Source organism: Luteipulveratus flavus, assembly GCF_029439465.1.
Lineage (GTDB): Bacteria > Actinomycetota > Actinomycetes > Actinomycetales > Dermatophilaceae > Luteipulveratus > Luteipulveratus flavus.
Genome location: NZ_JAROAV010000012.1, coordinates 47,209 through 72,839 on the forward strand (window position 1 = coordinate 47,209; position 25,631 = coordinate 72,839).

Annotated in this window: 34 protein-coding genes; 22 read left to right on the forward strand and 12 right to left on the reverse strand. The window is 71.2% G+C overall.

Translation table 11 applies throughout. From position 1 onward, the window contains the following. Positions 1 to 932: 932 nt before the first annotated feature. Positions 933 to 1,172 (forward strand): ribbon-helix-helix protein, CopG family, encoded by a 240-nt coding sequence (locus P4R38_RS04680; protein ID WP_275236477.1) that lies wholly within the window; start codon positions 933 to 935, stop codon positions 1,170 to 1,172. A gap of 20 nt (positions 1,173 to 1,192) precedes the next feature. Beyond that, positions 1,193 to 1,477: a DUF4326 domain-containing protein gene (locus P4R38_RS04685; protein ID WP_275236478.1), complete on the forward strand. Its 285-nt coding sequence runs from the start codon at positions 1,193 to 1,195 to the stop codon at positions 1,475 to 1,477. Between the two features lie 95 nt (positions 1,478 to 1,572). Here the strand turns inward: P4R38_RS04685 and P4R38_RS04690 are convergent, their stop codons facing one another. Next, positions 1,573 to 1,965, reverse strand: coding sequence for a hypothetical protein (locus tag P4R38_RS04690; protein WP_275236479.1), 393 nt, complete (start codon positions 1,963 to 1,965; stop codon positions 1,573 to 1,575). Positions 1,966 to 2,033: 68 nt separating this feature from the next. Further along, the gene (locus tag P4R38_RS04695; protein ID WP_277191251.1) at positions 2,034 to 3,497 is read right to left on the reverse strand and encodes a phospholipase D-like domain-containing protein; all 1,464 of its coding nucleotides are present in this window, start codon (positions 3,495 to 3,497) and stop codon (positions 2,034 to 2,036) included. Positions 3,498 to 3,679: 182 nt separating this feature from the next. Here P4R38_RS04695 and P4R38_RS04700 point away from each other — a divergent pair, with 182 nt between their 5' ends. Further along, positions 3,680 to 4,192, forward strand: coding sequence for a GNAT family N-acetyltransferase (locus tag P4R38_RS04700; protein WP_277191252.1), 513 nt, complete (start codon positions 3,680 to 3,682; stop codon positions 4,190 to 4,192). 66 nt (positions 4,193 to 4,258) lie between these two features. Here the strand turns inward: P4R38_RS04700 and P4R38_RS04705 are convergent, their stop codons facing one another. Then, positions 4,259 to 4,549 (reverse strand): hypothetical protein, encoded by a 291-nt coding sequence (locus P4R38_RS04705; protein ID WP_275236482.1) that lies wholly within the window; start codon positions 4,547 to 4,549, stop codon positions 4,259 to 4,261. Between the two features lie 84 nt (positions 4,550 to 4,633). Here P4R38_RS04705 and P4R38_RS04710 point away from each other — a divergent pair, with 84 nt between their 5' ends. Next, entirely contained in the window at positions 4,634 to 5,329 is a 696-nt protein-coding gene (locus P4R38_RS04710) for a DUF4241 domain-containing protein (protein ID WP_277191253.1), read from the forward strand. Positions 5,330 to 5,412: 83 nt separating this feature from the next. Here P4R38_RS04710 and P4R38_RS04715 read toward each other — a convergent pair whose 3' ends face one another. Continuing rightward, positions 5,413 to 6,261: an SCO6745 family protein gene (locus P4R38_RS04715; RefSeq protein WP_277191254.1), complete on the reverse strand. Its 849-nt coding sequence runs from the start codon at positions 6,259 to 6,261 to the stop codon at positions 5,413 to 5,415. Between the two features lie 119 nt (positions 6,262 to 6,380). On the opposite strand from P4R38_RS04715, the gene P4R38_RS04720 reads away from it, so the two are divergent. Both P4R38_RS04720 and P4R38_RS04725 read left to right on the forward strand, forming a co-directional pair. Then, entirely contained in the window at positions 6,381 to 6,965 is a 585-nt protein-coding gene (locus P4R38_RS04720; protein ID WP_277191255.1) for a hypothetical protein, read from the forward strand. Further along, a complete protein-coding gene (locus P4R38_RS04725; RefSeq protein ID WP_277191256.1) occupies positions 6,962 to 7,249 on the forward strand; it encodes a transcriptional regulator in 288 nt (95 codons plus the stop codon). The genes P4R38_RS04720 and P4R38_RS04725 overlap by 4 nt, the downstream gene beginning before the upstream one ends. On the opposite strand, the gene P4R38_RS04730 is transcribed toward P4R38_RS04725, so the two are convergent. From P4R38_RS04730 to P4R38_RS04745, 4 genes are all read right to left on the reverse strand, one after another. After that, positions 7,242 to 8,162, reverse strand: coding sequence for an NAD(P)-dependent oxidoreductase (locus P4R38_RS04730; RefSeq protein ID WP_277191257.1), 921 nt, complete (start codon positions 8,160 to 8,162; stop codon positions 7,242 to 7,244). The two genes, P4R38_RS04725 and P4R38_RS04730, sit on opposite strands and share 8 nt — an antisense overlap. A 93-nt stretch (positions 8,163 to 8,255) precedes the next feature. After that, complete coding sequence (locus P4R38_RS04735) at positions 8,256 to 8,840, reverse strand: TetR/AcrR family transcriptional regulator (RefSeq protein ID WP_275236488.1); 585 nt, start codon at positions 8,838 to 8,840, stop codon at positions 8,256 to 8,258. Positions 8,841 to 8,915: 75 nt separating this feature from the next. After that, positions 8,916 to 9,806 (reverse strand): glycosyl hydrolase family 18 protein, encoded by an 891-nt coding sequence (locus P4R38_RS04740; protein WP_277191258.1) that lies wholly within the window; start codon positions 9,804 to 9,806, stop codon positions 8,916 to 8,918. Positions 9,807 to 10,055: 249 nt separating this feature from the next. After that, positions 10,056 to 10,796 carry an AfsR/SARP family transcriptional regulator gene (locus P4R38_RS04745; protein WP_277191259.1) on the reverse strand — a complete coding sequence of 247 codons (741 nt, stop codon included), beginning with the start codon at positions 10,794 to 10,796 and terminating at the stop codon, positions 10,056 to 10,058. 417 nt (positions 10,797 to 11,213) lie between these two features. Here P4R38_RS04745 and P4R38_RS04750 point away from each other — a divergent pair, with 417 nt between their 5' ends. From P4R38_RS04750 to P4R38_RS04805, 12 genes are all read left to right on the forward strand, one after another. Continuing rightward, positions 11,214 to 12,296, forward strand: coding sequence for a hypothetical protein (locus tag P4R38_RS04750; protein WP_277191260.1), 1,083 nt, complete (start codon positions 11,214 to 11,216; stop codon positions 12,294 to 12,296). A gap of 45 nt (positions 12,297 to 12,341) precedes the next feature. After that, a complete protein-coding gene (locus tag P4R38_RS04755) occupies positions 12,342 to 12,683 on the forward strand; it encodes a hypothetical protein (protein ID WP_275236492.1) in 342 nt (113 codons plus the stop codon). 30 nt (positions 12,684 to 12,713) lie between these two features. Then, positions 12,714 to 13,190 carry a hypothetical protein gene (locus tag P4R38_RS04760; RefSeq protein ID WP_277191261.1) on the forward strand — a complete coding sequence of 159 codons (477 nt, stop codon included), beginning with the start codon at positions 12,714 to 12,716 and terminating at the stop codon, positions 13,188 to 13,190. A gap of 38 nt (positions 13,191 to 13,228) precedes the next feature. After that, positions 13,229 to 13,459 carry a hypothetical protein gene (locus tag P4R38_RS04765; RefSeq protein ID WP_277191262.1) on the forward strand — a complete coding sequence of 77 codons (231 nt, stop codon included), beginning with the start codon at positions 13,229 to 13,231 and terminating at the stop codon, positions 13,457 to 13,459. Then, positions 13,437 to 13,841 (forward strand): C40 family peptidase, encoded by a 405-nt coding sequence (locus P4R38_RS04770; RefSeq protein ID WP_275236495.1) that lies wholly within the window; start codon positions 13,437 to 13,439, stop codon positions 13,839 to 13,841. Before P4R38_RS04765 ends, P4R38_RS04770 begins: the two co-directional genes overlap by 23 nt. Before the next feature lie 196 nt (positions 13,842 to 14,037). After that, positions 14,038 to 14,724, forward strand: coding sequence for a hypothetical protein (locus P4R38_RS04775; RefSeq protein WP_275236496.1), 687 nt, complete (start codon positions 14,038 to 14,040; stop codon positions 14,722 to 14,724). An 86-nt stretch (positions 14,725 to 14,810) separates the two neighbouring features. Beyond that, positions 14,811 to 15,287, forward strand: coding sequence for a MarR family winged helix-turn-helix transcriptional regulator (locus P4R38_RS04780; protein WP_275236497.1), 477 nt, complete (start codon positions 14,811 to 14,813; stop codon positions 15,285 to 15,287). Next, entirely contained in the window at positions 15,284 to 15,709 is a 426-nt protein-coding gene (locus tag P4R38_RS04785) for an organic hydroperoxide resistance protein (protein ID WP_275236498.1), read from the forward strand. The genes P4R38_RS04780 and P4R38_RS04785 overlap by 4 nt, the downstream gene beginning before the upstream one ends. Positions 15,710 to 15,860: 151 nt before the next feature. After that, entirely contained in the window at positions 15,861 to 17,483 is a 1,623-nt protein-coding gene (locus P4R38_RS04790) for a GMC family oxidoreductase (RefSeq protein ID WP_277191263.1), read from the forward strand. Further along, entirely contained in the window at positions 17,480 to 19,027 is a 1,548-nt protein-coding gene (locus tag P4R38_RS04795; RefSeq protein WP_277191264.1) for an aldehyde dehydrogenase family protein, read from the forward strand. Before P4R38_RS04790 ends, P4R38_RS04795 begins: the two co-directional genes overlap by 4 nt. Before the next feature lie 97 nt (positions 19,028 to 19,124). After that, entirely contained in the window at positions 19,125 to 20,519 is a 1,395-nt protein-coding gene (locus P4R38_RS04800) for an FAD-binding oxidoreductase (RefSeq protein ID WP_277191265.1), read from the forward strand. Continuing rightward, complete coding sequence (locus tag P4R38_RS04805; RefSeq protein WP_277191266.1) at positions 20,516 to 21,181, forward strand: Type 1 glutamine amidotransferase-like domain-containing protein; 666 nt, start codon at positions 20,516 to 20,518, stop codon at positions 21,179 to 21,181. The genes P4R38_RS04800 and P4R38_RS04805 overlap by 4 nt, the downstream gene beginning before the upstream one ends. Here P4R38_RS04805 and P4R38_RS04810 read toward each other — a convergent pair. Next, the gene (locus P4R38_RS04810; RefSeq protein WP_277191267.1) at positions 21,178 to 22,059 is read right to left on the reverse strand and encodes a LysR family transcriptional regulator; all 882 of its coding nucleotides are present in this window, start codon (positions 22,057 to 22,059) and stop codon (positions 21,178 to 21,180) included. The genes P4R38_RS04805 and P4R38_RS04810 overlap by 4 nt on opposite strands. Positions 22,060 to 22,143: 84 nt before the next feature. Between P4R38_RS04810 and P4R38_RS04815 the strand changes: the two genes are divergently transcribed. Beyond that, entirely contained in the window at positions 22,144 to 22,566 is a 423-nt protein-coding gene (locus P4R38_RS04815; RefSeq protein WP_275236504.1) for a RidA family protein, read from the forward strand. A gap of 46 nt (positions 22,567 to 22,612) precedes the next feature. On the opposite strand, the gene P4R38_RS04820 is transcribed toward P4R38_RS04815, so the two are convergent. Both P4R38_RS04820 and P4R38_RS04825 read right to left on the reverse strand, forming a co-directional pair. Further along, a complete protein-coding gene (locus tag P4R38_RS04820; protein WP_277191268.1) occupies positions 22,613 to 22,825 on the reverse strand; it encodes a hypothetical protein in 213 nt (70 codons plus the stop codon). Positions 22,826 to 22,878: 53 nt separating this feature from the next. Continuing rightward, positions 22,879 to 23,634: a metal-dependent hydrolase gene (locus P4R38_RS04825; RefSeq protein WP_277191269.1), complete on the reverse strand. Its 756-nt coding sequence runs from the start codon at positions 23,632 to 23,634 to the stop codon at positions 22,879 to 22,881. Between the two features lie 242 nt (positions 23,635 to 23,876). Here P4R38_RS04825 and P4R38_RS04830 point away from each other — a divergent pair, with 242 nt between their 5' ends. Continuing rightward, a complete protein-coding gene (locus tag P4R38_RS04830; protein WP_277191270.1) occupies positions 23,877 to 24,389 on the forward strand; it encodes a hypothetical protein in 513 nt (170 codons plus the stop codon). Here the strand turns inward: P4R38_RS04830 and P4R38_RS04835 are convergent, their stop codons facing one another. Continuing rightward, entirely contained in the window at positions 24,390 to 24,773 is a 384-nt protein-coding gene (locus tag P4R38_RS04835) for a MerR family transcriptional regulator (RefSeq protein WP_275236507.1), read from the reverse strand. It lies immediately after the preceding gene. A gap of 257 nt (positions 24,774 to 25,030) precedes the next feature. Here P4R38_RS04835 and P4R38_RS20030 point away from each other — a divergent pair, with 257 nt between their 5' ends. Then, positions 25,031 to 25,210: a hypothetical protein gene (locus P4R38_RS20030; protein ID WP_342803849.1), complete on the forward strand. Its 180-nt coding sequence runs from the start codon at positions 25,031 to 25,033 to the stop codon at positions 25,208 to 25,210. Positions 25,211 to 25,272: 62 nt separating this feature from the next. Continuing rightward, entirely contained in the window at positions 25,273 to 25,623 is a 351-nt protein-coding gene (locus P4R38_RS20035; RefSeq protein WP_342803850.1) for a hypothetical protein, read from the forward strand. Positions 25,624 to 25,631 lie beyond the last annotated feature (8 nt).

Consider the following 25,631-nt stretch of genomic DNA (forward strand, 5'->3'; position numbering starts at 1 on the left):
CACAGAGGACCTGAACGGATCGGACACTGCTCGATCCGGGTCTCGCTGCGGCCGGGGTGTCGGGACACGTGCCACAGCGCGGTCGGATCGGACACGCGACGGGAGAGGGAGCTGAGGTGCAGGAAGCGAACTGGTCCGCGGTAGGGCGCCTCGTGGAGGAGATTTCCTGGGAAGGCCGGACGGTCCGGAAGTACCGCTACGGCGGCCGCGGCCTGGAGAACGCACTACCTGCCTCGCGAGGTCTTCCTCGCCGAGGTCACACGTAGTCCATCCGCTCGAACACCTGGTAGTGATCGGCGTTGACTCTGACGGGCCGCCCACAGCGCGCGCACACGAGAAGCGTCCCGGGTGGACAGGATGCCAGCAAGCTCATCGGTGGGGTAGCTCATACGAGGTCCGAGGCGCGGCAGCCGATGGGGGCGCCGACCGGCATACGGTCACGAGGTGGCGGGTGAGTCGAAGGTGCTGGCAGTGGGCATCGAGCTGGTGCTCCTGACCGCCGCCGATGGAGGGCGCCGGACGCCGATCATCACCGACCGAGAACGGGCTTGGGCGTATCGACCGAATTGGGGGCCTGCCCTCGATGGAGCCTCCGGACCAGACCGGCGCGCCTGTCCTCGCCTTCTCGCGCGCCGAGGTAGCGCCCGGGGAGTCGGTGCGTGCGGTGATCATGCCGCTGTTCCCCGAGGTGACCCACCGATGGCGCAGTGAGGTCGCACCAGGTGTTGTGCTCCCGATGTACGAGGGGCCGCGGGTGTGCGGCCACGGCAGTGTCCTGTGGGTGTGTGACTCGCGGCTTCCGTTGCCCGAACAGGACGAGCGGCGGTTCCGGGCCTGGCTCGCGGGCGGAGGCTTCGACCAGACCGAATCCGAGTCGTCCGACGCCACGACTCGGTCCATTCCTCGCATGAATTTCGTCATACGATATTGGGATGGTCGGGGACGAGCAGGTCCAACGGTGGTCGGAAGAGGCTGAAGCCGGCTACGACGTCGACAAGCTCCAGCATCGCGGCCGTGGTCGTCCGGGGCGCGCGGCCGAGCCGATGCGGGTCGTGGCCGTGCGCCTGACCGCGGAAGAGCTGGCCGCCGTGGATGCGGTGGCCGCGCGGGAGCATCTGAGCCGTTCCGAGGCAATCCGGCGGGCGCTGGCCGACTTCGCGGCGTGCCCGTGACGGCGACTCGACGTCGCGGCGTGCGCGTCCAGCTGTCCCGGGCCGCGGGGTGGCGGCTTCCTCCCAGGGCTCGCTCGGTGGCGTACCCGACGCCGTACGCCAATCCGTTCCGACCCGAACGCCGGACGGTCGAGGCCAACTCCGTTGCGGTCGAGCGCTACCGGCAGTGGCTGGCCGAACGTCCGGACCTGATCGAGCAGGTGCGTGGCGAGCTCGCCGGGAAGGACCTCGCATGCTGGTGCGCGCCGCACCTGCCGTGTCACGCGGACGTCCTTCTCGACGTCGCCGCCGGCGCCGACCCATGACGCGCCTCGACCCGAGAGGCCGAGAGTCCACCCGCCACGGACTCGGTAGCGGCGCCCCGTCCTGACGTACGAGCGGACGCGCGCCGCCGGACGTCTCAGGACGAGAGGGGGACTCTGCCGAGCGCGGCGAGGTCCTCGGCGTACGACAGCGGGAAGCCGGTGGGCACCGTCCGGCCGTCCTTCAGCACCACGCACACGACCCCACCGCACGCGCCCGGCCGACGCACGTGGTCGACGTCGGCCCAGTGGACGACCCGCCAGCGCTCCTTCGGTCGGATGGCCACGGCGTCCGCGGACACGTCCCAGCGCACCGCGATCAGGCTGAGCGACACCAGCAGCACCAGGCCGATCGGGAAGGCGAGCCGCCACCCGAACTCGCCCTTGACCAGATCACCCACGATGCTCAGCGCGACGACGGCGAGCACGATCAGCGGCAGCCACGGCCGCATCCGTCCCTCGCGCCACTGATGAGTGATCTGCTGCGTCATCCCCGCCCCCATCACATCGCCGTACCGACGGGACGAAACCTACCGAGCCCAGCGCCGGGGCGTACGCGTCAGCCGTCGACGACGAGTCCGCGCAGCGGGCCTTGCAGCCGGTCGAGGCGCCGGGAGAGGCCGGACAGGCGGCGTACGCGGTGCTGGGGCTCGCCGCCGCGGGCGCTGATCGCGTCCTGCTCGTCGCAGATGCGCCGCCACAGCCCGTCCACCACCTCGTGCACCGGCCCGTCGAGCTCCTCGGTCGGGCGGCCGGTGTGCTCGGCCCACAGCCGCAGCCGGGTGTCGCGCGCGAGCGCGCGGTCGTCGGTGAGGACGTTCATCTCGGTGTCGTTGAAGAGGGAGTGCTCGTTCAGGTTCGCCGACCCGACGGTGAGCCAGCGGTCGTCGACGATGCCGACCTTCGCGTGCACGTACACACCGGTGCTGCGGGCGGTCGGGCCGATCACGGTGACGGCGAGCTGCCGGCCCGCGTCGTCGTCGGCGGCGATGAGCCGGCCGAGCTGCCCGCAGGTGGTGTCGCCGCCGTTGTTCGGGTGCGCCGGCAGCACCAGCAGGACACGGAACTCCTCGCTCGGCGGGTTGCGCAGCTTGTCGATGAGGACGTCCACCACCTCGGGCGACCAGAGGAACTGGTTCTCCAGGTGGATGAACGACGTCGCCGCGGACAGCGCCCGCAGGTAGGCCTGCAGGATCGTGAACTCCCCGTCGGGCAAGAAGTCGTACGTCCCGTTCGGCACCGTCCGCAGCACCTGAACGCTGCTCGTCCCCGCGACCGGTTGCGGGCGCGGCGCCGGGATCGTGCGCCCCGTGACCTCCTGCCAGCGGTGACGGAAGTGGCCCGCGACGTCCTCGACCGCCGGCCCTTCGAGACGGGTCGCGCAGTCGTGCCAGCCGAGGGAGTCCGCCCGCGGGTGGTCCGGGCTGTCGAACCTGTTGCCGGACAAGGCGGTCAGGTCGATGCCCCCGACGTACGCCACCCGGTCGTCGATGACCACGATCTTCTCGTGGTGGCAGTGCATCGACCGCTCCCGCCGGTCCAGCGCGCACTCCAGCCGCGAGTCGCGGACGAACTCGGCGCGCGCCTTCGCCACCAGCTTGCGGGCCGGCGTGATCACCGGCAGTGGCGCACCCGCCCAGAGCAGCAGCCGTGTCGGTACGCGCTCGGCGGCGATCGCGAGCACATCGCGCAGCGGAGCCGCGTCCGGTCCGGGGGAGAGCCTGAAGTCGGGACTCGCGTGCCACCCGGCGATGTGCACCGAGTGCTCCGCCCCGGCGATGGCCCGCTCGATCTCGGGCAGCGCCGCGCTCCCGTCGATCAGGACCTCCAACCGGTTGCCGTCGCGCATCCTCGCCCGGGGCGCCCACCAGTCGTCGTCGACCGCGGGTGACGGGTCGAGCGCGTCCGCCCAGCCGTGTCGCGTCAGACGGCGTCGGTGGTGGGCGCGCGTCGCCGCCTCGACGGCGTCCCCCAGGCGGTCGTCGATCGCCGGGACACGGAACGGACGGCGGGTGAGGTCCACCCGCTCGACGCTAGCGCGTGCCACGTCGAGGACGCCCGACGTCGCGTTCGAGCCGTCGCAGCCGCGGGCGTGGGTACGCCTGCGTCCTGCCCGACTGACCGATGAGCACGGGGTGGGTCCTCGCGCGATGACATGATCGGCGAATGGTCCTGCCGACTCCTACCCTCCGCACAGAGCGCCTGGTGCTTCGCCCGTTCGAGGACTCCGATGCCGAGGACCTCTTCGCGCTGCTCTCCGACGCACAGGTGCTGCGGTACTGGGACGAGCCGCCGTGGACCGACCGCGGACGAGCCAAGGAGTTCGTCGCGAAGTGCCGCCGGATGTCCGACGAAGGCACCGGCGCACGGCTGGCGGTCGACCGAGCCGACGACGGGGCGTTCCTGGGCTGGTGCAGCCTCACCCGGTGGGACCCCGACTACCGCAGCGCCGCCATGGGGTTCTGCTTCACCGAGGCTTCGTGGGGCCACGGCTACGCGACCGAGGTCGTACGGGCGGTCCTGGACTGGGCGTACACGACACTCGACCTCAACCGCGTCCAGGCCGAGACCGACACCCGCAACCTCGCGTGCGCTCGCGTCCTCGAGAAGGCGGGTTTCGTGCGTGAAGGGCACCTGCGGCAGGACTGCATCGTCAACGGAGAGGTCTCCGACTCGTGGGTCTACGGGCTGATCGCGAGTGACCGCGAGGGCGGATGAGCCCGGCCCATGAGCTGACGTCGTCAGTGGCGCTGGACGCCGCTCGGCCGCCGGCCCACACGGACGTCAGGCGTCGAGGGCGTCGCCCAGCATGAACGCTGCCCAGATCGACCCGACCACGAGGACCGCCCCGAGCATCGACACAGCAACGCCCCGCTGACCCTGGGTTTGTCGGCGCGTCCGACCACCGACGACGATGCACCAGATGCCCACCCCGTTCATCGGCACAGCGACCAACCATGCCCATCGTTCGAGCGCGAAGGCGCCCACCGTGAACGCCACCGCGATCAGGACGCCGATCACGATGAGCGCGATCCGATTGATCGCGATCCTGGACTCGAGCGACGGGTTGGTCACCGCGAATCTCCCTGACGTCTGGTGGCGGGCATCTGCCGGCCGGCGGCTGACAAGACCCTAGCCAGTCGAAGCGGTGAGGCTGTCATGGCCGCATGGTTGGGTGCGGCCATGGACATCACCGACTTCCACGCGATGAGCACCGGCACCGCACCCGACGACCTGGGCGAGAAGCGTGCCTTAAGGGTCCACGACCTCGGGAGTCTCAAGGTCGCGTCAGGCCGCCTCGGTGTCTGTGACCCTTTCGTCAGCCTCGACCAGCCGCTCGTCGTGCCGGTGCCGCCTGGTGAGTACACCGTCCGGGTCACGGTCGCCGACGTGAGCGACGCCCAGGACGGCTCGCACCTGCGCGAGGCATACCTGAGCGTCGTGATCGCCGAGGGGCTTGCCCGCCGGGTCGCGCCCGCGGTCACCGAAGCAGGCGAGGCGCGCGAGGGAGAGGTCTACGGCATCGGGGTCGACGCGGGCACGGTCGGTTTCGTGGACGCCGACGCCGTGGCGTCAGGAATGCCCGACGTCGGTGAGTCCGACTGGTACACCGACGTCTTCGACTCCGACGCCGAGGGCTCCTGGTTCGACGCGATGGACTCGGAGGGGCCGTTGCCGAAGGGCACCGCCAACGTTGTCATGCCACGCGCGACCTCTGGCGAGAACGTCGTCCTCTCCCACTCTGGCTGGGGTGACGGCTTCTACCCGGTGCTGGCGACGACAGACGGCGAAGGGCGCTTGCTCGGCGTCCACATCGACCTCGGAGTCGTCGGCCGCTTCGAGGACGAGGACTGACCGCCAGCTTCGTGCGCTCTCGTACGTGCAGAAGGAACGCGCGCTATGACGCCCGTTCCTTCTGCACGAACGGGCGAGCTGCGCTACGTCCCGGTGGGCCGCGGCAGGGCCATCGGGTTGGGCCAGGGGAGCATCGCGCGCAGTGGCTCGGCGAGCGTGCTCAGGGCGGCGTACGCGTCGTCGGTCCGCCGGTCGCCGAGCGTCGACCAGGGTGAGTCAGCGAGCTCGTCGGTGAGAGCCTCGACCGCGCGCTCCACCTGGCGCCCGGCATCGGTGGCCGCTCCGCCGGCGTCCAGCAGCCCGCGGGCTTGCAGGCTGTCGGCCGTCGTGTCCCACTCCTCGTCGGTCCACCCGCGATTGGGCTGCAGCACCGACCGCGGCGTCCCGAGCCCGGCGCGCAGCACGAGCGACTCGCACGGCCCGATCTCGTGCCGCCGCAACGCCGTCACATGGCCGTCACCGCGCGCCTCCCTCAGGACCGTCGCCGCGTGCCAGACCCCCCCGATCGGGTCGGTCGGGCGCTCGACGTCCCGGTTGGCGGATCCGAGCGGTCGCCCGTCGAGGTCGGCACCGTCGACCGCGGCCGTGAGCAGCTGCTCCGCGACGAGGACCGTGTCGTCGAGCCCGGCCCAGGCCCGAGCGAGCGTGTCGCGGACGCCGGCCAGCCGTGCGTCCAGCGCGGCCGCGGGCGACGTCAGCTCCCAGATCGAGGGAAGCGCCCGCTCGACGTGGCGGCGCGCGAACCCGTGGAAGTACCGCACGACCGGGTCCGCACCCACCGCACCGAGCGGCGCGACCCGGCCGGCGTAGTAGCCGCGCCAGTACCCACGCAGGCCGAGTGCGGCGTACGCGGCGAGCGGCTCGGGCGCGAAGTAGACCGGGACGTGGACCACCTCGAAGACGGTCCACAGACGTCGAGCACGGCTGACCACGGGCGGCGCTCCGATCCGGTTGAGGCGGCTTTATGACGAACGTACTACTTTGGCGGCCACGGCCGGCGAGCCAGCAAGATACTTGACACATTGGAAAGTAGCGATTGATACTTTCCGACATGGAAACCACACCGCAGTCGAGTCCGGGTCCGAACGATGCCGTCGCCCAGCTCGAGGCCGCCGACCTCGCTCGCCAACGCCTCGCCGCCGACCTCCGTCTGCCGTCCGGGCTGCACGCCTGGCTGGGCGCTGCGGTGGCCGTCCAGGTCGCGACCGCCGCCTTCGGGATCGCCGCCTTCAACGACGACGACCGGAACGCCTGGGAACTTGTCCTGCTGGCGGCCGGGTGCGCGGTGTTCGCGGTCGTCGCGCTGGTGCAGATCGCGCGGTTCCGGCGGCTCAACCGCGCGACCGTCGGTGGCTGGGTGAGTCAGGCGGTGCTGGGCTCGTCCAACCTCGCCTCGGTGGCGTACGGCGGCGGGCTCGCGGCCACCATGTGGGCCGCGTTCAGTGACCATCCGGTGCTCGCGGTCGCGGCGGCGCTCGCCACGGGGGCGGCCTACGCCGCGGCCGCGCACCACTGGTGGCGCGCCTACCGCAGCGATCCGGCTCGCCACGCGCGCGGGGCGTCCCGGGCGTTCCTCGCGGCGTGCGTGCTCGCGGCCGTGGTCGGCCTCGTCGCGCTGCTGGTCGCGTCGCGATGACCGGCCTCGACCCGGCCATCCACCCGCCCGTACGACTGCAGCTCATGACCAGCCTGACGGCCGTGTCCAGCGCCGAGTTCGTCCACCTGCGTGAGGCGTTGGTGGTCAGTGACTCGGTGCTCTCCAAGCACATCTCCGCGCTCGCCGAGAAGGGGTACGTCGTCAGCCGCAAGGGCGTGGTCGACGGGCGGCGTACGACCTGGGTCTCGTTGACCCGTCAGGGCGAGCGGGCACTGCGTGGTCACGCTGCCGCGCTGCGCGCGCTGATCGACGGCGTCACGTGAGCGCCCGGCGCGCCGCCTCCTCGGGCTGACGGACCGGCACCCCGCTGCGTTGCCGGTGCTCGACCGCGTGGACGACCGAGATCATGTCCTCCGCGTCGTGGCCGAGGCGCAACGCCTCGCCGAACAGGTCCAGGCACAGCTCGTGCAGCGGCAGGTCGATGGCGCGGTCGCGGGCCGCGTCCGCGATGAGGCAGGCGTTCCGGTGGACGTCCGGCATTGCGGCTTGAGGCGCGTAGTCGTCGCGGCGCAGTTTGTCGAGCTTGACGGTCGTGATCGGCGAACCCATCTGGCCGTTCGCGATGGCGGACGCGAACACGTCGAGGTCGAGGTCGAGCGACCGCGCGAAGTGCCACGACTCGACCAGCGACGTCACGACCGCGATCAGGTGGGTGTTGACCGCGAACTTCATCAGCGCCGCCGACGGGGGCGCACCGCACCGGAGCACCTGCGCGCACATGGCCTCCAGCAGGGGCGCGACGCGGTCGAGGTCGGCGTCCTCGCCCGCGACCATGGCGACGAGCCGGCCCTGCTCCGCCGGCACCCGCGAGCCGGACACCGGCGCCTCGACGTACCAGCCGCCGGCCGCCCGGACCGCGCGCTGGACGCGGAGCGACCAGTCGGCGGATGTCGTGCTCATGTGCACGAGCCCGCGCCCCGCGACCGCGGCGGCGAACTCATCGCCGTCGATCCGCAGCGCCTCGTCGACCGCCCGCTCGGTGGAGAGCATCTCGATCGTGACATCCGCCGACCGGATCGCGTCGTACGGCGTGGTGGCGCGCGTCGCGCCGAGCGCGACGAGTCGTACGGCCGCCGGGTCGGAGCGGTTCCAGACGACGACCTGATGGCCGGCGCGCAGGAGGTTGCGAGCCATCGGCTCACCCATCAGTCCGACACCCACGAATCCGACGCGCATGGACTTCCCCTTCGCCGCACCACTATGACAGTCGTCATCATGGCACAACTAATACGAGCGTCATAGTGACTTCAACCAAGGTGCCGGACGTCCTCAGAAGAGGGGTCGCAGCCGTCTCTCCACCACACGCAGGGGCTCGACGGACCGTTGCGCGCGAGCCATCAGGACCGCGCCCTCCAGCGAGGCGAGCAGCAGGGTCGTCAGCTCGCGCGCCTCCCGTCGCGGTCGGCCCATCGACACCAGCCCGGCCGTGATCGGCCCCGCCCACCCCTCGAACGCGCGTCGCGCGGCTGCGCACACCTCGGGATTGGTGTCGGCGCCGTCCGCGATGGCCGCCGCCAACGGGCAGCCCCGGGTGAAGTCGCGAGCGGACAGGTCGTCGATCCACCACTGCAGGACGGCCTTCAGCAGCCCGCGCGGGGTCGGCTTGCGCGTCTTCGAGAGGTATCGCTCCACCTCGCCGGCGGCGAACGCGCCCGCCCACTCCAGCGCCTCGACGACGATCTGGTCCTTGCCGCCGGGGAAGTAGTGGCGGAGCGAACCCCACGGGGCATTGGCGTCGGCCACCAGGGCGCGCAGGCCGGTCCCCTCGACACCGTGCTCCCGGAGGTGCTGGACGGCGGTGTACACGACCCGCTCCCGCGGTCCCGGGCGGGTCGCGCCCTCGTCAGTCACCATTCTGACGAGTGTAATAGTCCGTCAGCACGCGGCCAGAGGATCACTCCAGGAGCCGGTCGCTCCACGCGCTGCGGCTCAGCGGGTGAGCGGGTCCGACATGCCGAGGACCCACATCGCCAGGCCGTGCACGCCCAGCTGCTGCGCCAGCTTCACGCGCAGGGCGTACGAGCGGGCGTCGGACCACCACAGCACCGAGCCGTCCGCGAGCCTCGCAGTCCACTCTCCGGTCGCCACGTCGAACCGGGCGCGGCTCCCCGCCTTCTTCCGCGCGTCCGCGACGGACAGCATGTCGTTCGCGCCGCGCTTCCAGACGTAGGCGTACCCCGCGACGCCGAGGTCGAGCTTGTTGCGCGGGATCGTCCACCCGACCGCATTGACCGCGGCGCGCTGCCAGGACAGCGCGCCGATCGGCCCGGGCTCGTCGTCCCAGGGCCCGTGCTGGTCGTACGTCATCAGCATCACCCGGTCGGTGAGCCTGCCGATCGCGGTCAGGTCGTAGCCGGCGTCGACGTACTCCTGGGGGGTCGTCGCGGCCATCAGCGAGATGCTCAGCGTCGCCCCCGCGGGCAGCGACGCGCGCAGCCCACGCAGCAACGCAATGAGACCGGACGAGTCCCGGGGACGAAGCGACTCGAGGTCGATGCTGATCCCGTCCCAGTGCTTCGCCGTGACGTACGTCGTGAGCTGCTTGACGACGCGGGCCCGGTTCGACGGATTCGACAGCAGCGTGTGGGCGATCGGCTCGGAGAAGTCGTTGCGGGTGGACGAGAAGTTCGACACCAGAAGCTCCGCCTTGAGCCCGTCCTTCCGCGTCCGGGCACGCTGCCGGTCGACCGCGGAGTCGGCAGGGTCGAGGCGAGTGCCGTCCGCAGCGAGCGTCACCCCGTCCACGCCGACGGTCGTGATGGCGGCCTTGCTGCGGTCGATCAGCGACGTCGCGGCGGACGAGTCCTGGAACGCGGTCACCGCCAACGGACGCGCCGCCGCGACGGGAGGTGACTCGTGGCCGGGCGACGGTCGAGCCTCCGCCGCCGAGGACGAGCACCCCGTCAGAGCCAACGCCAGAACAACCAGAAACCCCCGCTTCATGGGGCGAGTGTTCCAAACGGGTTCGCGGGCCGCGGTGACGGTGGTCTCGATACGGGCCTCCGCGGGCTCCGGCCCTGCTTGACCGGCGAGGGCGGCTAGGGCGGCTAGGTCGACCGGCGGGGGTGGCTACTTCTCGGTGAGGGGGTTCCCGAACGGGTAGAGCTGCCGGATCGCGGCGATCATGTCCGGCCCGGGCTGCACCCCCAGCTCGAGCTCGAGGGCGCGGCAGAACCGGCGGTAGCGGCGCAGCGCGTTGCTCGGGTCGCCCCGTCGGGCGTGGATCTCGATCAGCAGCCGGTTCGCGCTCTCCGACCACGGCTGCAGCTCGACGGCGGTCATCGCGTACGGCATCGCCTCGGCCGGCTGGTTGGCCGCGAGCAGCCGCTCGGCCGCCGTCTCCAAGGCCTGGGCCTGCAGCATCTGCAGGCGTTCGCGGGGGCCGTCGAGCCACTCGTCGTCCCAACCGGCCAGCAGCGGACGCCCGACCGTCGAGGGTGGCGGACTCACGACGGCCTGGCCGGCGTCGTAGATCGTCTCGTCGATCCAGGCGCGAGCGGTGTCGACGTCCAGGACGACCTGGTCGCCGAGCGACAGCACCTCGCCGGAGATGTGCACGATGCCGGCACCCGCCACACCGGACCGCGCCAGCGCCGCGCGCAGGTTGGCGCGGGCGCGCGCAGCGGGGGCGTCCGGCCACAGCAGCCGGCCGGCGTACGAGCGGGCGAGCGGTCCGATGAGTGCGACGACGGCGATCAGCCGTTCCGCGCTGTGCGGCAGTGTCCGGACGTGACCGTCGAAGCGGGTCTGGAACGCGCCGATCACACGCAGCTCGACGGGGTGCGCGCCGGGCGTCGGGCGCGTGGGCACCCCAGTCTCCAGCGGACTCATCGCGACGGCGCGATCAGCCTGGCACCGCCCGCACTGGGCACCGGGGACATGCCGCAACCATAGAGGTCAGTCTGGTCGTTCCGAAGATTTGTCGTGCGGTCATCTGATATAGCGCCTCTCCCGGCGTCACGCGACCGTACGGTCGGCCGCCCGCTCGGGGCTGCGCGCGGCACCACGAGTCCGCGTCATCGCGGGGCGGCCCGAGCGGCGGTGCGCTTCCGTCACGCTCCCGCACCGTCCGTCCGCGCCCAGCAGCACCCCGGCGTACGGCGGCGTACGCCGCCGGCGCAGCGCGGTACGGGCGGGCCGCGCCGGTGTACGAGATCGGTACGCCCGTCCCGGTGCCGTGGAAGAGCCGCCATCCCGGCCGGCGCCACGGAACGAGAAGGGGACGTCATGAGCACGAACTGGAACCTGGGGTTCTCGCAGATGCTGCGGAACACCCAGCCGACCTACTGGGGCAACTGGAGCCTGGACGCGCAGGTCCGCGCAGGGGCGATCGGCATGCTCAACACCTCGACCGGGGCGTTCACCTACGTCTCGAACCTCAAGGACCCGAACGTCGCCACCACGACCGCACCCTCGAACGAGTGGAAGGTGCAGTCCGCCGACGTGTCGCAGACCTCGACGTCGGTCGACCTGAGCGGCTCGGTCACCGACCCCGAGACCGGCACCAAGGTCGACGCCGGCATGGAGATGACCTGGAAGTTCGGGTCCGAGGGGTCGATCAGCTCCACCTTCCTGCTGGAGAACCAGCAGTACCTGGTCGACCCGACCAGCCAGCTGCTCACCAACAAGGACTGGGTCGCCCAGCAGGCCCAGAGCGTGGGCATGCTCCAGAACGGCCAGATCACCCAGGGCTTCGGGGTCATCACCCAGGCGCTGATGGCGGTGAGCGGGCTGAACCTGGGCTCGCAGTCCTCCGACTCCAGCTTCTCGATCACCGGCTCGGTCGGCGCCACCAACGCGATGGCGGGCAACGCCGGCGGTGACGCCAAGGGGTCGTACGCGCAGACCAAGTCCAGCTCGGCGTTCGAGCAGCACCTGTGGCCGGGCAACGCCAACAGCGTCGCGACCGACCTGATGCCGATCGCCTACCAGTTCGCGTCGTACGTCGGCGACACCCCGGTGCTGGGGTGGATCACCAACATCTCCGGCATCTCGATCCTGCTGGACGACTCGCACGGCGGCACGTACATCGTCAACGCGACGGCGACGTACACCGTGGGCGGGCAGCAGCAGTCGACGAGCGCGCAGGTCTCCGGCGGGCGCTCCACGATGATGAACTCCATCCCCGCCGACGCGACCAACCTGTCGCTGACCCTGGCCTTCAAGGGCATGTGGAGCGACGAGGTGCACCGCTTCAACTGGCCGAGCCCGCTCACCCAGTTCACCAACGGCCAGATCGCCGTCGACCTGTACGGCGTGTGGCCCGGCTCGACGCGCGCCGTCGAGCGCTACACCGGCGCCGTCGGCTGACCGCGCCCTCCCACCCAGCAGCCCACTCACACAAGGAGATCCGTCATGCCCTGGAGAGCCAACCTGCCCAACCCCGGACCGATGCCGTTCACGAACAACGACGCCATCAACCTCGTCACGAACGCCGACTTCACGCAGGCGGTGTTCGTCCAGACCCACAACAACGGCCAGACCCGGTCGGCGTACACCTACGTGCAGTTCGGCGGGATGACGCTGTGCGTCGTCGGCCACGTCCACCTCACGCCGGGCGGCGGCGTCGTCGCCGGCAACTGCTACATCCCCGGCTGGGAGAACTGGCAGATGATCACGCCCGCCGCGCAGGTCAACGTCATCGCCGCGCAGGCCGACCGGGGTGCCTTCCCCGACAACAACCGCTACCCGCACTGACCGCACCGACATCCGAGCAGGAGAGAAACCATGCCCGCACCGAAGACCTTCAGCGCCGCGAACGCGGCCGGCGAGTCCTTCCGCACCGGAGCCGGTGGCGCCGTGTACATCTACCGTTTCGGCGACCAGAACGTCGGCCGCGACTGGCTGTCCCGCAAGCGCCAGGGCGCCGGCGGCAACTTCCCGGCACCCGCGGCGAACACCCTCAACGACTGGGCCCTCAAGCAGAGCTCGTACGGCAGCCAGTCGGAGGGGATCGCGGACAACCCGTTCATCTCGGTCGCCACCGACTACGACGAGCTCTACAACCACGGCGAGGGCTGGGTGCAGAAGATCCTGCAGACCGTCCCGACGCTGGGTGAGTTCCTGGTGCCGCCGGCGACGCTCTACCGGCCCAGCCCGACCAAGCTCATCTCCAAGTCCGAGACCGAGTGGCTGTTCTACGACGGCGACCACCCGATCGCCGACTACCTGGTGGGCTGGCAGGTCAACCCGAAGCTCCCCTGACCGACCCGACCGACCACGACGAGCAAGGAGAAGGACCGATGACCGACGACGTACCTCAGACCGGCGACGACGCCCAGACGGGCGACCCAGCTCAGACGGGCGAGGCCGCCCCAGCAGAAGGCGTCGAGCCGGAGTCGGCGGGCGAGGGGACGCAGGCACCAGCTGCCCCCGCCGCCGACATCGTCCCGGACGCCGAGATCCCCGACGGGACCTACGCGGGACCCTCGGACGGGGAGGTGGCCGGCGATGGCGGCCAGGACCAAGGTTGAGGCGCTCGGCTGGCTGCGCACGCCTCGACCCGGTTACGGCGGCATGTGTCTCGGGTTCTGCCGTGACGCGTACGCCATCCCGTCCAAGTACAACTGGGCGATCACGGCCTGGAACAACAACCGACGCAAGAGGACGACGCCGTGGACGCAGGCGCCGGTCGGGGCCTTCCTGTTCTTCGCCCCGCACGGCAGCGTCTACGGGCACGTCGCCGTCAACCTCGGCGGCGGGCTCATGGAGTCGACCAACTCCCAGCGCCAGTACACCGGGACCTACCGGATCCAGGGCTGGGTGAACGTCGGCTACAAGTACCTCGGCTGGTCCGACGAGCTGAACGACGTCCTGATCCCGACGATCGCCGGCGGGACCAGCAGCTCCGGATGACGGGCTGACCCGCACCAGCGCCCCCTCCCTGGTGCGGACTCCGAGGAAACGGGTCGCGCTCGTACGCCACTCCTGGTGAGTCGCGTACGGGCGCGATCTCGTGCCGTTCTTTCACCACGGCGCCCCGGTTCGTACGGGGGTACCCCTCGGTCGACGAGCGGGAATACCGTCGAGGAGGGAGAAGTGGAGGAACGCCATGAACCGTCTGCTGACCACCATGGTGGCGAGCGCCGGACTGGCCCTGGCCACGGCTACGCCGGCCATCGCCGCCCAGCCCCGGATCTATCACACGATCACCTCGTCGCACGCCGACGCCGTGCTCGACCGGACCGACGGCTGCGAGCGCACCGAGGTGTTCGTGTCCTCGAGTGTGGCGATGTACGCCGCACAGCCCGGCCCGGTGAACAAGCAGGGCCTCACCGGCGTGTTCGTCCGGGTGACTGACGCGTGCGCGCGTACGACGGCTGCCGCGCCGGCAGCCGGGGGAGGCGGCGGAACCGTGGTCTTCCAGGCCGACGGCCAGAACCGCGCCGCCCTCGTGACCGACAACCGGCTGCGGTCCGCGCAGCTCCGCACGACGATCGCGGCGACCGACGCGAACGGCGACCCGGTGTCCATCGCCCTGTCGGCGACGTGGACGGCGACCGGACCGCTGGAGCACACGACGAACCACAGCCACGACCACTTCGACGACGGCAACGTCAACGCGACCTCGAACGAGCTGAACCGGCCCGTGTCGGCCACCGTGTCTGTCACCTTCGCCGGACGCAGCGCGAGCGGCGAGGCGACGGACGCCACGCTCACGCAGACCAAGAGCCGCTGCATCGAGGTGCCGCGGCCGGGCGCGGAGGAGTTCTACCCCTGCTTCGGCTTCCCCGGCTGAGTCCGACTCGTGGGGCGGCTCGTGATCACCCGCGAGGTCGGCACAGATGAGTTGCACGCAATTGAATTGCGTGCAATGGTTCAGGGGTGCAGGACGACATCCGCCTCGACGACCAGCTCTGCTTCGCGCTGTACTCCGCGTCCCGCGTGGCGCAGGGTGCGTACCGCGAGGTGCTGGACGAGCTCGACCTGACCTACCCGCAGTGGCTGGTCCTGATCGCCCTGTGGGAGCGCGACGGCCAGAGCGTCGCGGAGCTGGGGGAGCGGCTGCTGCTGGACAGCGGCACGCTGTCGCCGCTGCTGCGCCGGCTGGAGGCGCGCGGCGTACTGGTGCGCGAGCGCAGCCACCCCGACGCGCGTCGGGTGGTCGTGACGCTCACCGACGAGGGCCGCGCGCTGCGCGGCCACGCCGGTGAGCTGCAGCGGTGCCTGGCCGCCGCCGTACCCCTCAGTGCGGACGAGGTCGTCGTTCTGCGCACGCTGGCCCGACGACTGGTCGGCGCCGTACCCGCTCAAGAGCCGTCGTCGGGACGTACCGACGGCAGCGGAGGAGGACATCGATGAGCAGCATCTACACCGCAGAGGCACTCGCCACGGGCGCCGGTCGCAACGGGCACGTGCGGTCCGGCGACGGGCTGGTCGACATGGACCTGGCGATCCCGAAGGAGATGGGTGGCCCGGGCGGTGCGACCAACCCTGAGGAGCTGTTCGCCGCGGGCTACGCCGCGTGCTTCCACTCCGCCCTGCAGGGTGTCGCCCGGCAGGCCAAGGTCGACCTCGGTGAGTCCACCGTCGGCGCGCGCGTCGGCATCGGCCCGAAGGACGACGGTGTCGGCTACGCGCTGGAGGTCACCCTCGAGGTCGTCATCCCCGACCTCCCGCACGAGCAGGCCCAGCAGCTGGCCGACCAGGCGCACCAGGTGTGCCCGTACAGCAACGCCACCCACGGCAACATCCCCGTGACGGTCACCGTCAGCGACGACTGATCCACCTCGTACGCCGGCGCCGGCCCGTTCCGAGTCGATCTCGGAGTGAGGCCGGCGTTGTCGTGCAATCCGTAGGCAGGAGTCGGCCGACGGGTTAGCCTCGCGACAGATCGCCGTACGACGATCGCCCTGACCGGCGAGAGGTGTCACCGTGAGCGAGACGTACGACTACATCGTCGTGGGCGCCGGCAGCGCGGGAGCCGTCCTGGCCGCGCGGCTCACCGAGGAACCGAGCACCACCGTGCTGCTGCTCGAGGCCGGTGGCGAGGCCGATGCCGACGAGATCTCGATCCCGGCAGCCTTCAGCAACCTGTTCAAGACGCGGTGGGACTGGAACTACGCGACCACCGACCAGAAGCAGCTCGGCGGACGGTCGGCGTACTGGCCGCGGATGCGCGCGCTCGGTGGCTGCTCGTCGATGAACGCGATGATCTACATCCGCGGCAACCGCGCGGACTACGACGGCTGGCGCGACGAGTTCGGTTGTGCCGGTTGGGGATACGACGAGGTGCTGCCCTACTTCGTCCGCGCCGAGGGCAACACCCGGCTCGGCGCGCCGTACCACGGTCGCAGCGGCCCGCAGCACGTCGAGGACCGTCGCTACACGCATCCGATGACGACGGCCTGGGTGGAGGCTGCGGTCGCCGACGGGCTCAAGCCGACGGACGACTTCAACGGCGCCGAGCAGGAGGGAGCCGGGCTCTACCAGGTGACGTGCCGGAAGGGTCGCCGCTGGTCGACCGAGCGGGCCTACCTCGCACCGGCCCGCGGCCGCGCCAACCTGACCGTCCACACCGACGCGCACGCCGCGCGGATCGACCTGGACGGGGACCGGGCCGTCGGCGTCACCTACCGGCACGGGTCGTCACTGCAGAGCGCCCGCGCCGGCCAGGAGGTGCTGGTGTGCGCCGGCGCCATCGGGTCGCCGCAGCTGCTGATGCTGTCCGGCATCGGCCCGGCCGACCACCTGAACGAGGTCGGCGTCGACGTACGGCACGCGCTGCCCGGCGTGGGCCAGAACCTGCACGACCACCCGGCCGCCGGCATCGTCTGGAACATCCGGGACGCCACCGACCTCGGCGAGCTCAACACGCTGGGCAACGTCGTACGGGCCAAGGCGCTCGGCAGCGGACCGCTGGTCTCCAACGTCGGCGAGGGGGGCGCGTTCTTCCGTACCCGGGACGACCTGGACGCCCCCGACCTGCAGATCCACGTGGCGCCGACGGGGTTCTACGACAACGGGCTGCACGAGCACACCGGCCGCCAGTTCACCGCGGCTGCGACCCTCGTCGACGTCGCGAGCCGTGGCTCGATCCGTCTCCGGTCGGACGACCCGACCTGGCACCCGGCCATTGACCCGGCCTACTACGACCAGCGGCAGGACCTGGACGCCGTGCTCGCCGGGACACGGCGCCTGCTGGAGATCGCCCGGCACGCGCCGTTCGCCGACCACCTGGCCGGGACCCACCTGCCGGTCGCCGAGGACCCGACCGACGCCGAGCTCGAGCAGCACATCCGCGACATCACCCAGACGCTGTACCACCCGGCCGGCACCTGCGCGATGGGCGACGGCGACGACGCGGTCGTCGATCCGACCCTGCGCGTACGAGGGGTCGACGGCCTGCGCGTCGTCGACGCCTCGGTCATGCCCCGCGTCGTCCGCGGCAACACCAACGCGCCCACGATCATGATCGCCGAGAAGGCGGCCGACCTGATCCTGGGTCGCACCGCCCCGACCGCCACCGCCCGTACGAGCGCAGGAGCAGCACCATGACCGACACCCTCAGCTCGGCCCAGCCCTCTGCCGACCTGCCGACCGCCACGGTCCACGACGCCGAGCAGCTGGAGTCGCTCAGCCCCATCACCGGGGACGTCGTCGGCCGGTACCCCGTCGCGGACGCCGAGGCGGTGGCGGACGCCATCGCCCGGGCGCGCGAGGCGGCCGACTGGTGGGCAGCGCTCGACTTCGGCCGGCGCAAGGCCGTGCTCGACCAGTGGCGCGGGGTGCTGGCGCGGCGGATGGCGCAGCTGGCCGACGTGGTCCACCGCGAGACCGGCAAGCCGCACGCGGACGCCCAGCTCGAGATCGGTCTGGCCGTCGACCACCTGGCCTGGGCCGCGGGGCACGCCAAGAAGGTCCTCGGCCCTCACCGCGTGTCGGCCGGGCTGCTGATGGCCAACCAGGCGGCCACCGTCGAGTACCTCCCGCGTGGCGTCATCGGCGTCATCGGGCCGTGGAACTACCCGGTCTTCACGCCGATGGGCTCCATCGCGTACGCCCTCGCGGCCGGCAACGCCGTCGTGTTCAAGCCGAGCGAGCTGACGCCCGGCGTCGGGCAGTGGCTCGCGGACTCGCTCGCCGAGGTCGTGCCCGACGGCCGGCCGCTGCTGCAGTGCGTCCACGGTCGCGGTGAGGTCGGGGACGCCCTGTGCCGCAGCGGCGTCGACAAGCTCGCCTTCACCGGCTCGACGGCGACGGGCAGGAAGGTCATGGCCGCGTGCGCCGAGACCCTCACGCCTGTCCTCATCGAGGCCGGCGGCAAGGACGCCATGCTCGTCGCCGACGACGCCGACGTGTCAGCCGCCGCCGACGCCGCGGCCTGGGGCGCCTTCTCCAACGCCGGCCAGACCTGCGTCGGGATCGAGCGCGTCTACGTGCACGAGTCGGTCGCCGACGAGTTCGTCCGCGAGCTGACCAGCCGTACGGCCGGCCTGAGCGCGGCGGGAGACGTCGGTTCGGCGTACGGCCCGATGACGCTCCCCGGCCAGGTGGACGTCGTACGCCGGCACGTGACCGACGCGGTCGAGCGAGGGGGCCGTGCGGTGGTCGGCGGAGTCGAGGCGGTGGGCGAGGCGTACGTCCAGCCCACCGTGCTCGTGGACGTCCCGGAGGACAGCAGCGCGGTCACCGAGGAGACCTTCGGGCCGACCGTCGTCGTCAACCGCGTCGCCTCGATGGACGAGGCGGTCTCCCGGGCCAACGGCACCGGCTACGGGCTCGGCGGCTCGGTCTTCTCCAAGGCGCAGGGCATGACGCTGGCCCGCGCCATGCGCTCGGGCATGGTGGCGGTCAACGGCGTGATCAGCTTCGCCGGGATTCCGGCGCTGCCGTTCGGTGGCGTGGGAAGCTCGGGGTTCGGGCGCATCCACGGCGCCGACGGGTTGCGCGAGTTCGCCTCGCCTAAGGCGATCGCCCGGCAGCGGGTGAGGCCGTTGATGAACCTCACGTCGTTCGGGCGGACCCCGGCCATGGACAAGAACTTCGCCACCGTGATCGCTGCGCTGCACGGGCGGGCGACGCAGTTCCGCAAGCGGTAGCCGGCACCGTCCCGACGAGACTCCGCTGTCGCATCCGAGCGTCGCCGTTCGTCGTGAAGACATGAGAACCTCAGGCAACGGCAGAGGGAGCGCTCCCATGCTCGACCGGCTCGGGGACATTCCGCACCTGCGGCCCGGCGACGACGGGTACGACGCGTCGCGCTCGGTCTGGAACGCGATCGTCGAGCACCGGCCCGCGGTCATCGTCCGTCCGACGACGGTTGAGCAGGTGCAGCAGGTGGTGCGGCTCGCGCGCGAGCACGACCTGCTGCTCGGCATCCGGTGCGGCGGGCACAGTGCGGTCGGGCACAGCGTCCCCGACCAGGGCCTGATGCTCGACCTGACTGCGCTGAACGCCGTCCGCGTCGACCCGCGGGCCCAGCGAGCACGGGTGCAGGGCGGGGCACTGCTGGGCGCCCTCGACCGCGCCACCCAGCGCCACGGGCTCGCCGTGACCGCCGGCAACGTCTCCCACACCGGCGTCAGCGGACTGACGCTCGGCGGCGGATTCGGTTGGCTGGCGCGCAAGTTCGGACTCGCGTGCGACAACGTCGAGTCGTTCCGGCTGGTCACGGCGGACGGGACCCTCGTCACCGCGTCGGCCACCGAACACCCCGATCTGTACTGGGGGCTGAGAGGCGGTGGCGGCAACTTCGGCGTCGTCACCGAGTTCGAGATGCGGCTGCACGAGACCGGCACTCGCAGCCTCACCGTCGAGGTCGACTTCGCGCTCGACGAGGGCGTCGAGGTCATGGGCCGCTGGCGGGACCTGCTGCCGGACGCCCCGCGCGAGGCGACGTTCACCGCCGACATCGGGGCAGCGGGCGTCCTCACCGTGGGGTACGTGTGGACCGGCGACCCGGACTTCGACGGCACGGCGGCCGCTGCGCTCGTCCCGCAGATCCGGGCGCTCGGCAGGGCGCCGCTCGCCGAGCGTGTCCTCGACCGGTCCTACCTCGACCTGCAGACCCAGGCCGACGTCGTGCACGCGCACTCCCTGCGCCGCTACTCCAAGAGCCACTACCTCGCGGACTTCCCCGACGCGGCGGTCGAGGCCTTCGTGCTGCGCGGGTCTCCCGACGGGCGACCGGACGGCGACGTACCGCTCCCCACGGTCGGGCTGCAGGCGTACGGCGGTGCCGTCGCCGACGTACCGGACGAGGACAGCGCGTTCAGCCACCGCGGCACGCTGGTCGAGTACGGCGGCGGCCTGGTCTGGGAGGACCCCGCTCTGGACGCGCCATATGTCGCCAGTGCGAGGCGGGCCGGTCGGGCGCTGGAGCCGTACGCGAGCGGCGTCTACGTGAACGCGATGAGCGACGAGGGCGCCGCCGGTGTGCGCCGCGCCTACTCGGCCGACAAGCTGGCACGGCTGACCGCGCTCAAGGACGCGTGGGACCCGGACAACGTGTTCCGGCTGAACGCCAACATCCCTCCGTCGGCCGCGGGGCGGTCCACGGCTCGAAGCCCGATCGAAGAGGAGACGTCGTGAAGCTTCTGCTCACGTCCGGAGGCGTGCGGAACGCCAGCATCCACGAGGCGCTGGTCAACCTGCTGGGCAAACCCGTCGCCAACGCGACCGCGCTGTGCATCCCGACCGCGCAGTGGGGCCACCCGATGTGCGGCCCCGGATCGGTGAGGCGTTTCGTCACCGACGACACCCCTGCGTCGATGACCGGTCTGGGTTGGAAGTCGGTGGGGCTGCTCGAGCTCACCGCGCTGCCCGGCATCGGTGCGGAGCGCTGGCTACCGTGGGTCCGCGAGGCCGACGTGCTGCTGGTGGACGGCGGCGAGGCGACCTACCTGCACCACTGGCTGCGTGAGTCGGGCCTCGCCGACCTGCTGCCCTCCCTGACCGAGACGGTCTGGGTGGGCGTGAGCGCGGGCAGCATGGTGATGACCCCGCGCATCGGTGACGACTTCGTCGAGTGGCGGGCCGCGCCCGACGACCGGACGCTGGGCGTCGTCGACTTCTCGATCTTCCCGCACCTGGACCACCCGCAGATGCCGGAGAACACGCTGGCCGAGGCGGAGCGCTGGGCCGCCGACATCGGCGGACCTGCGTACGCGATCGACGACCAGACCGCGATCGTGGTGGCCGACGGCGCGGTCGAGGTCGTCTCCGAGGGGCGGTGGAAGCAGCTGACCCCCTAGCCCGTGACCTCCGCGTCGAGGGCGGCGAGCAGGGACTCGTTCTCGGCGGTGGCGTGCCGGTACCCCGCGTACACGCCCCGCGTGGGCGGGTCCGCCAGGCGCCGGACGACGACGTCGGGACGCAGGCCGGGCACCATCAGCCCGGGGACGAGGGCGATGCCGTGGCCGCTCGCGACGAGGGCCAGCTTGCTGAGCAGTCCGCGGACGTCGTACTCGGCCCGGGGCACGAAGCCGGCGCGGGCGGCGGCGAGGTGCAGCACGGCGGCCGAGCCGGCGTTGTCCTCGACCCAGGACTCGTCGTCGAGCGTCTCCCAGCGCACGCGCCGGCGGGTGGTGCGCGCGAGGCGGTGCCCGGCGCCGACGACCAGGTGCACCTCCTCGTCGAGCAGGTGACGGAAGCGCACGCCGGGCAGGTCGGGCAGGCCCGGCGGGTAGTCGGTGACCACGACCAGGTCGAGCTCCTCGGCGACAAGCCGGTCCAGCAGGCGGGGCGTCAGGTCGCCCGTCAACGAGACCGTGACGTCGGGATCGGTCCTGGCCAGCCGCGTCATCGCGCGGGGCACCAGAGACGCGGTGGCGGAGGGGACGGCACCGAGGTTCACCCGACGTCGCCGCGTCGTGGTGGCGTCGCGGGCGGCCTCGACCGCGCGCTCCAGCTCACGTACGGCGACGCGGGCGTGCCCGAGGAACGCCTCGCCGTGCACCGTCGTACGGACACCGCGCGGCAATCGCTCGACCAGCGGATGGCCGACCTCGCGTTCGAGGACCGCCACCTGGCGTGAGACCGCCGACTGCGAGTACCCCAACGCCGCAGCGGCACCGGAGATCGAACCGATCCGGCACACCTCGACGAAAGTACGCAGGGCGACGGTGTCCACGGGTGAAGCCTATGCGTCATGCGCATGGCTGACCTGACAAAGCTGCGCTGGTGGGATGGATTCGCGTCGGCCAGGCTGGGACGTATGAGTGCCCACATCACCCGCATCCACGCACCCGAGGGAGTCCTCGAGGCGCCGGGTTACAGCAACGTCGTTTCCGGCTCGGGCCGGACGGTGTACGTCTCCGGTCAGATCGCGCGCGACGTCGACGGCAACCTCGTCGGCAGAGGGGACTTCGTGGCGCAGGCCGAGCAGGTCTTCGCCAACATCGAGCTCTGCCTGACCGCCGCCGGTGCCACGTTCGACGACGTGGTGAAGGTGACCTACTTCCTCACCGACATGCGCAACATCCCGCTGCTGAGGGACGTCCTGTGGCACTGGACCACGCCGGAGAAGCGGTGGGCGAGCAGCGCCGTCCAGGTGAGCGCGCTGTTCGAGCCCGGCTATCTGCTGGAGATCGAGGCCGTCGCGATCGTCGCCACACCTGAGGCCGGCCCCACCTCGTAGCGCGGCGCCGGGCTGTCAGCACCTGTGAAAGCCCGCGGCGGCGGGGTCAGCGTGGTTGGCCGTGACCGCGCGGCCGTGAGCCGAGCAGCGCTCCGGTGACGACAGAGATCAGCACGAGCGGGATTCCCATGGCGACGAGGGCATCGATGACTTCGTAGAAGTCGCCCTGGATCGCGCACGGAAGGAGGATGAGCAGCCCGATGAGACCGCAGCCGACCGCCAGCCCGATGACCGCTCCCCGAACCGGGGCACTTCTCATGGCGCAAGTATCACCGGCCGCCGGCCAGGTGGACGCGTCGTCGGAGTGGACCGTCAGTCGAAGGCGGCGGTGAGGGGTTCGACGTACGTCGTCCACACCCCGGGGAGCAGCAGCACGCCGCCGATGATGAGCAGCGGCGCGATCAGACCGTTCTCGACCCAGGTGCCGGTGGTGAAGCGCAGCGCCTTGGGCGGGCGGATCTCGTACCAGGTCTCCCCGGCGATGGGCACCGGGAACAGGAACGGGCAGCCGGACTTCGTCAGCGCGTCGCCGATGCAGTGCGTCACGCAGCCGGCGGCGACCGCGAGGCCGAGCCAGCCGGACACCACCTGCAGGTCGGCGACGTGGTTGCCCGCGGTGCCGAGCCAGGCGATCACGCCCGCACCGGCCACGAACAGCACCCAGTCGCCCAGCACCGCCTCGGCGAGCAGCAGTCCGGACAGGACGACGACGCCGACCGCGGTCGGTCCCCACTTGTCCGTCGCGGCGTCCGTTGCGTACCAGAGCCCGATCGCGAAGAGCAGCGTGTGGGTCAGGTGTCGGTGCTTGCCCTTCACCTTCTCATCCCGCGGCCCCTTCGTCAGGGCGTACACGGCCGCCGACAGCGCGCGCAGGATGCGACACAGGAGTGCGGTGACCGGTCCGAGCAGGCGCGACGCGCTCGCGCCCGGATGATCGAGGTCCGGCAGGAGCGCGAAGCCGGCCGTCGTCGCCGCCAGCAGCACGGACTGATGCAGCGACCGCACGTCGACCGCGTACGCGACACCGAGGCCTGCGCACCACCCGGAGAGCGCGTGCGTACGCCCCATCATCGTGTCGTGGCCCTCGAGTCCTGGTCGGCGCCGGCCCCGAATCACGTTCAGCACAGGCAGTTTCGCGAGATGGACAGCCTAGATGGCGCCTCGGAGAGTGCGGACGGCGGCCGGTGCCCCTGCGCTGTGCTGCTCGGCGAATGGGTGTACGAACGCGGCGTATTCGTCGCGCTTCTACACCCGATCGGGGTGGCGCGAGGTGGCCCGTGAGACTGGCCCTGCTTCTGGTCGCGGTCGCGATGACGGCCGGTCTGTCGAGCTGCACCGTCCCGCCTGCTGGATTGGCGGGCGTCGGGGTCGACGCACACGGGGGACTCGTCGGTTACCTCGCCGTCTGTCACGACCACATCGACGGAGCTCAGCTCTACGACGAGGTCGAGTCGGAGCATCAGGCGGACGCTATGACGGCAGTGGACAGGTCGGTGAAGGGCAGCTGGACCGCCCCGGCGCCAGTCAGAGACTTCGCAGCGTGGTCCTTGACGACTCCGTCCGCCGGCTGGAGGGCCGACCAGCCGATGGTTCGACTTCTTCCCGGCCGCAGATATGGGTTCTTCGGCGGGACCAAGGACAACAGCTGGTCGGCCGAACACATCTTCTTCTCCACCGCCGACCTGAAGCGGGTGAAGCCAAGGCAGGTGTTGTACGTGGACTACTTCCACGGACCCGAGCACAGCGTCGTCGGGAGCGTCGCGGACTTCCGGCGTGCGGCATGCCAGGACGAGCCGATCGGGGCCACCGGCACCGCCCACTGATCAGGCCACCGGGCGCTGCTCGCCCTCCTCGCTGAGGTAGCCGTCGATCTTCGCGTCGATCGCCGCCAGGTGGGTGAGCGACTGCTGGACGACAGCGTCGATCCGGTCGCGGTGACGCTGCAGCAACGCCAACCGCTCGTCCGGTTGCTCGCCGACCCGGCACAGGTGCGCGTACCGGCGGATGTCCTCGATCGGCATGCCGGTGGACTTGAGCCGCATGACCATTCCGATCCACTCGATGTCGCGCTCGCTGTAGCGGCGGTGCCCCGCCTCGTCGCGGGCGATGCTGAGCAGCAGCCCCTCGTCCTCGTAGTACCGCAGGGTGTACGCCGACAGCGCCGTCCGCGCCGCCGTCTCCGAGATGGTCAGTCCGGCTGAATGCATCCGACGACCGTAGCCGCGGGCCGCCGTACCCGCCGACCGACGCGAAGCAGCGCTGACGAGTGGCCTGAGTGGTCGCTCGTGGTGGTGGCTGGGGTTGGGGGCGTCGAGAAGTGGCCCGAGTGGTCGCTGGTCGCGGGGTCCGCAACGGGCGCTCGATGGGTCCGGCCGAGCGGAGAGCGAGTTGCGGACGTACATCGTCCGGGGACCGCGCTACGTTCCGAAGCGACACAGGTCCCTGATCGGAGCGAGTGATCGGCATGGGCGACACGACGACGAGCACGTACACGATCGAGCCGCTGAGCACGTCCACCTGGCCGGCGTTCGCCGCGATGGTCGAGCGACACAACGGCATCTTCGGCGGCTGCTGGTGCGCCTGGTTCCACACGATGCACAGCGAGAAGACGTTCGACGCCGACGACAACCGGTCGCTGAAGTAACGCCTGGTCGAGGAGGGACGAGCGCACGCGGCGCTGGTGATGGACGGCGACCAGGCGGTCGCGTGGTGCGAGTACGGGCCGCCGGGCGAGCTGCCGAACATCGCCACCGCAAGGAGTACGAGGCGACGACGAAGCGGGAGCCGGACTACCGGGTGACGTGCATCTTCGTCGACAAGGGGTACCGCCGCCGCGGTCTCTCGCTCATCGCGCTGCGCGGCGCCGTCGACCTCATTGCTCGGAACGGTGGTGGTCGCGTCGAGGGCTACCCGCACGAGACGCCCAGCAAGAGGGTGTCGTCGTCCTTCCTCTACAGCGGTACGCGCAGCCTGTTCGAGGAGGCCGGGTTCACGTTCGACCGGCCCAAGGGCACCAAGAACTGCGTGATGGTCCGGGACGTCGCGCCGGCCGGCTGAGGCGCCGG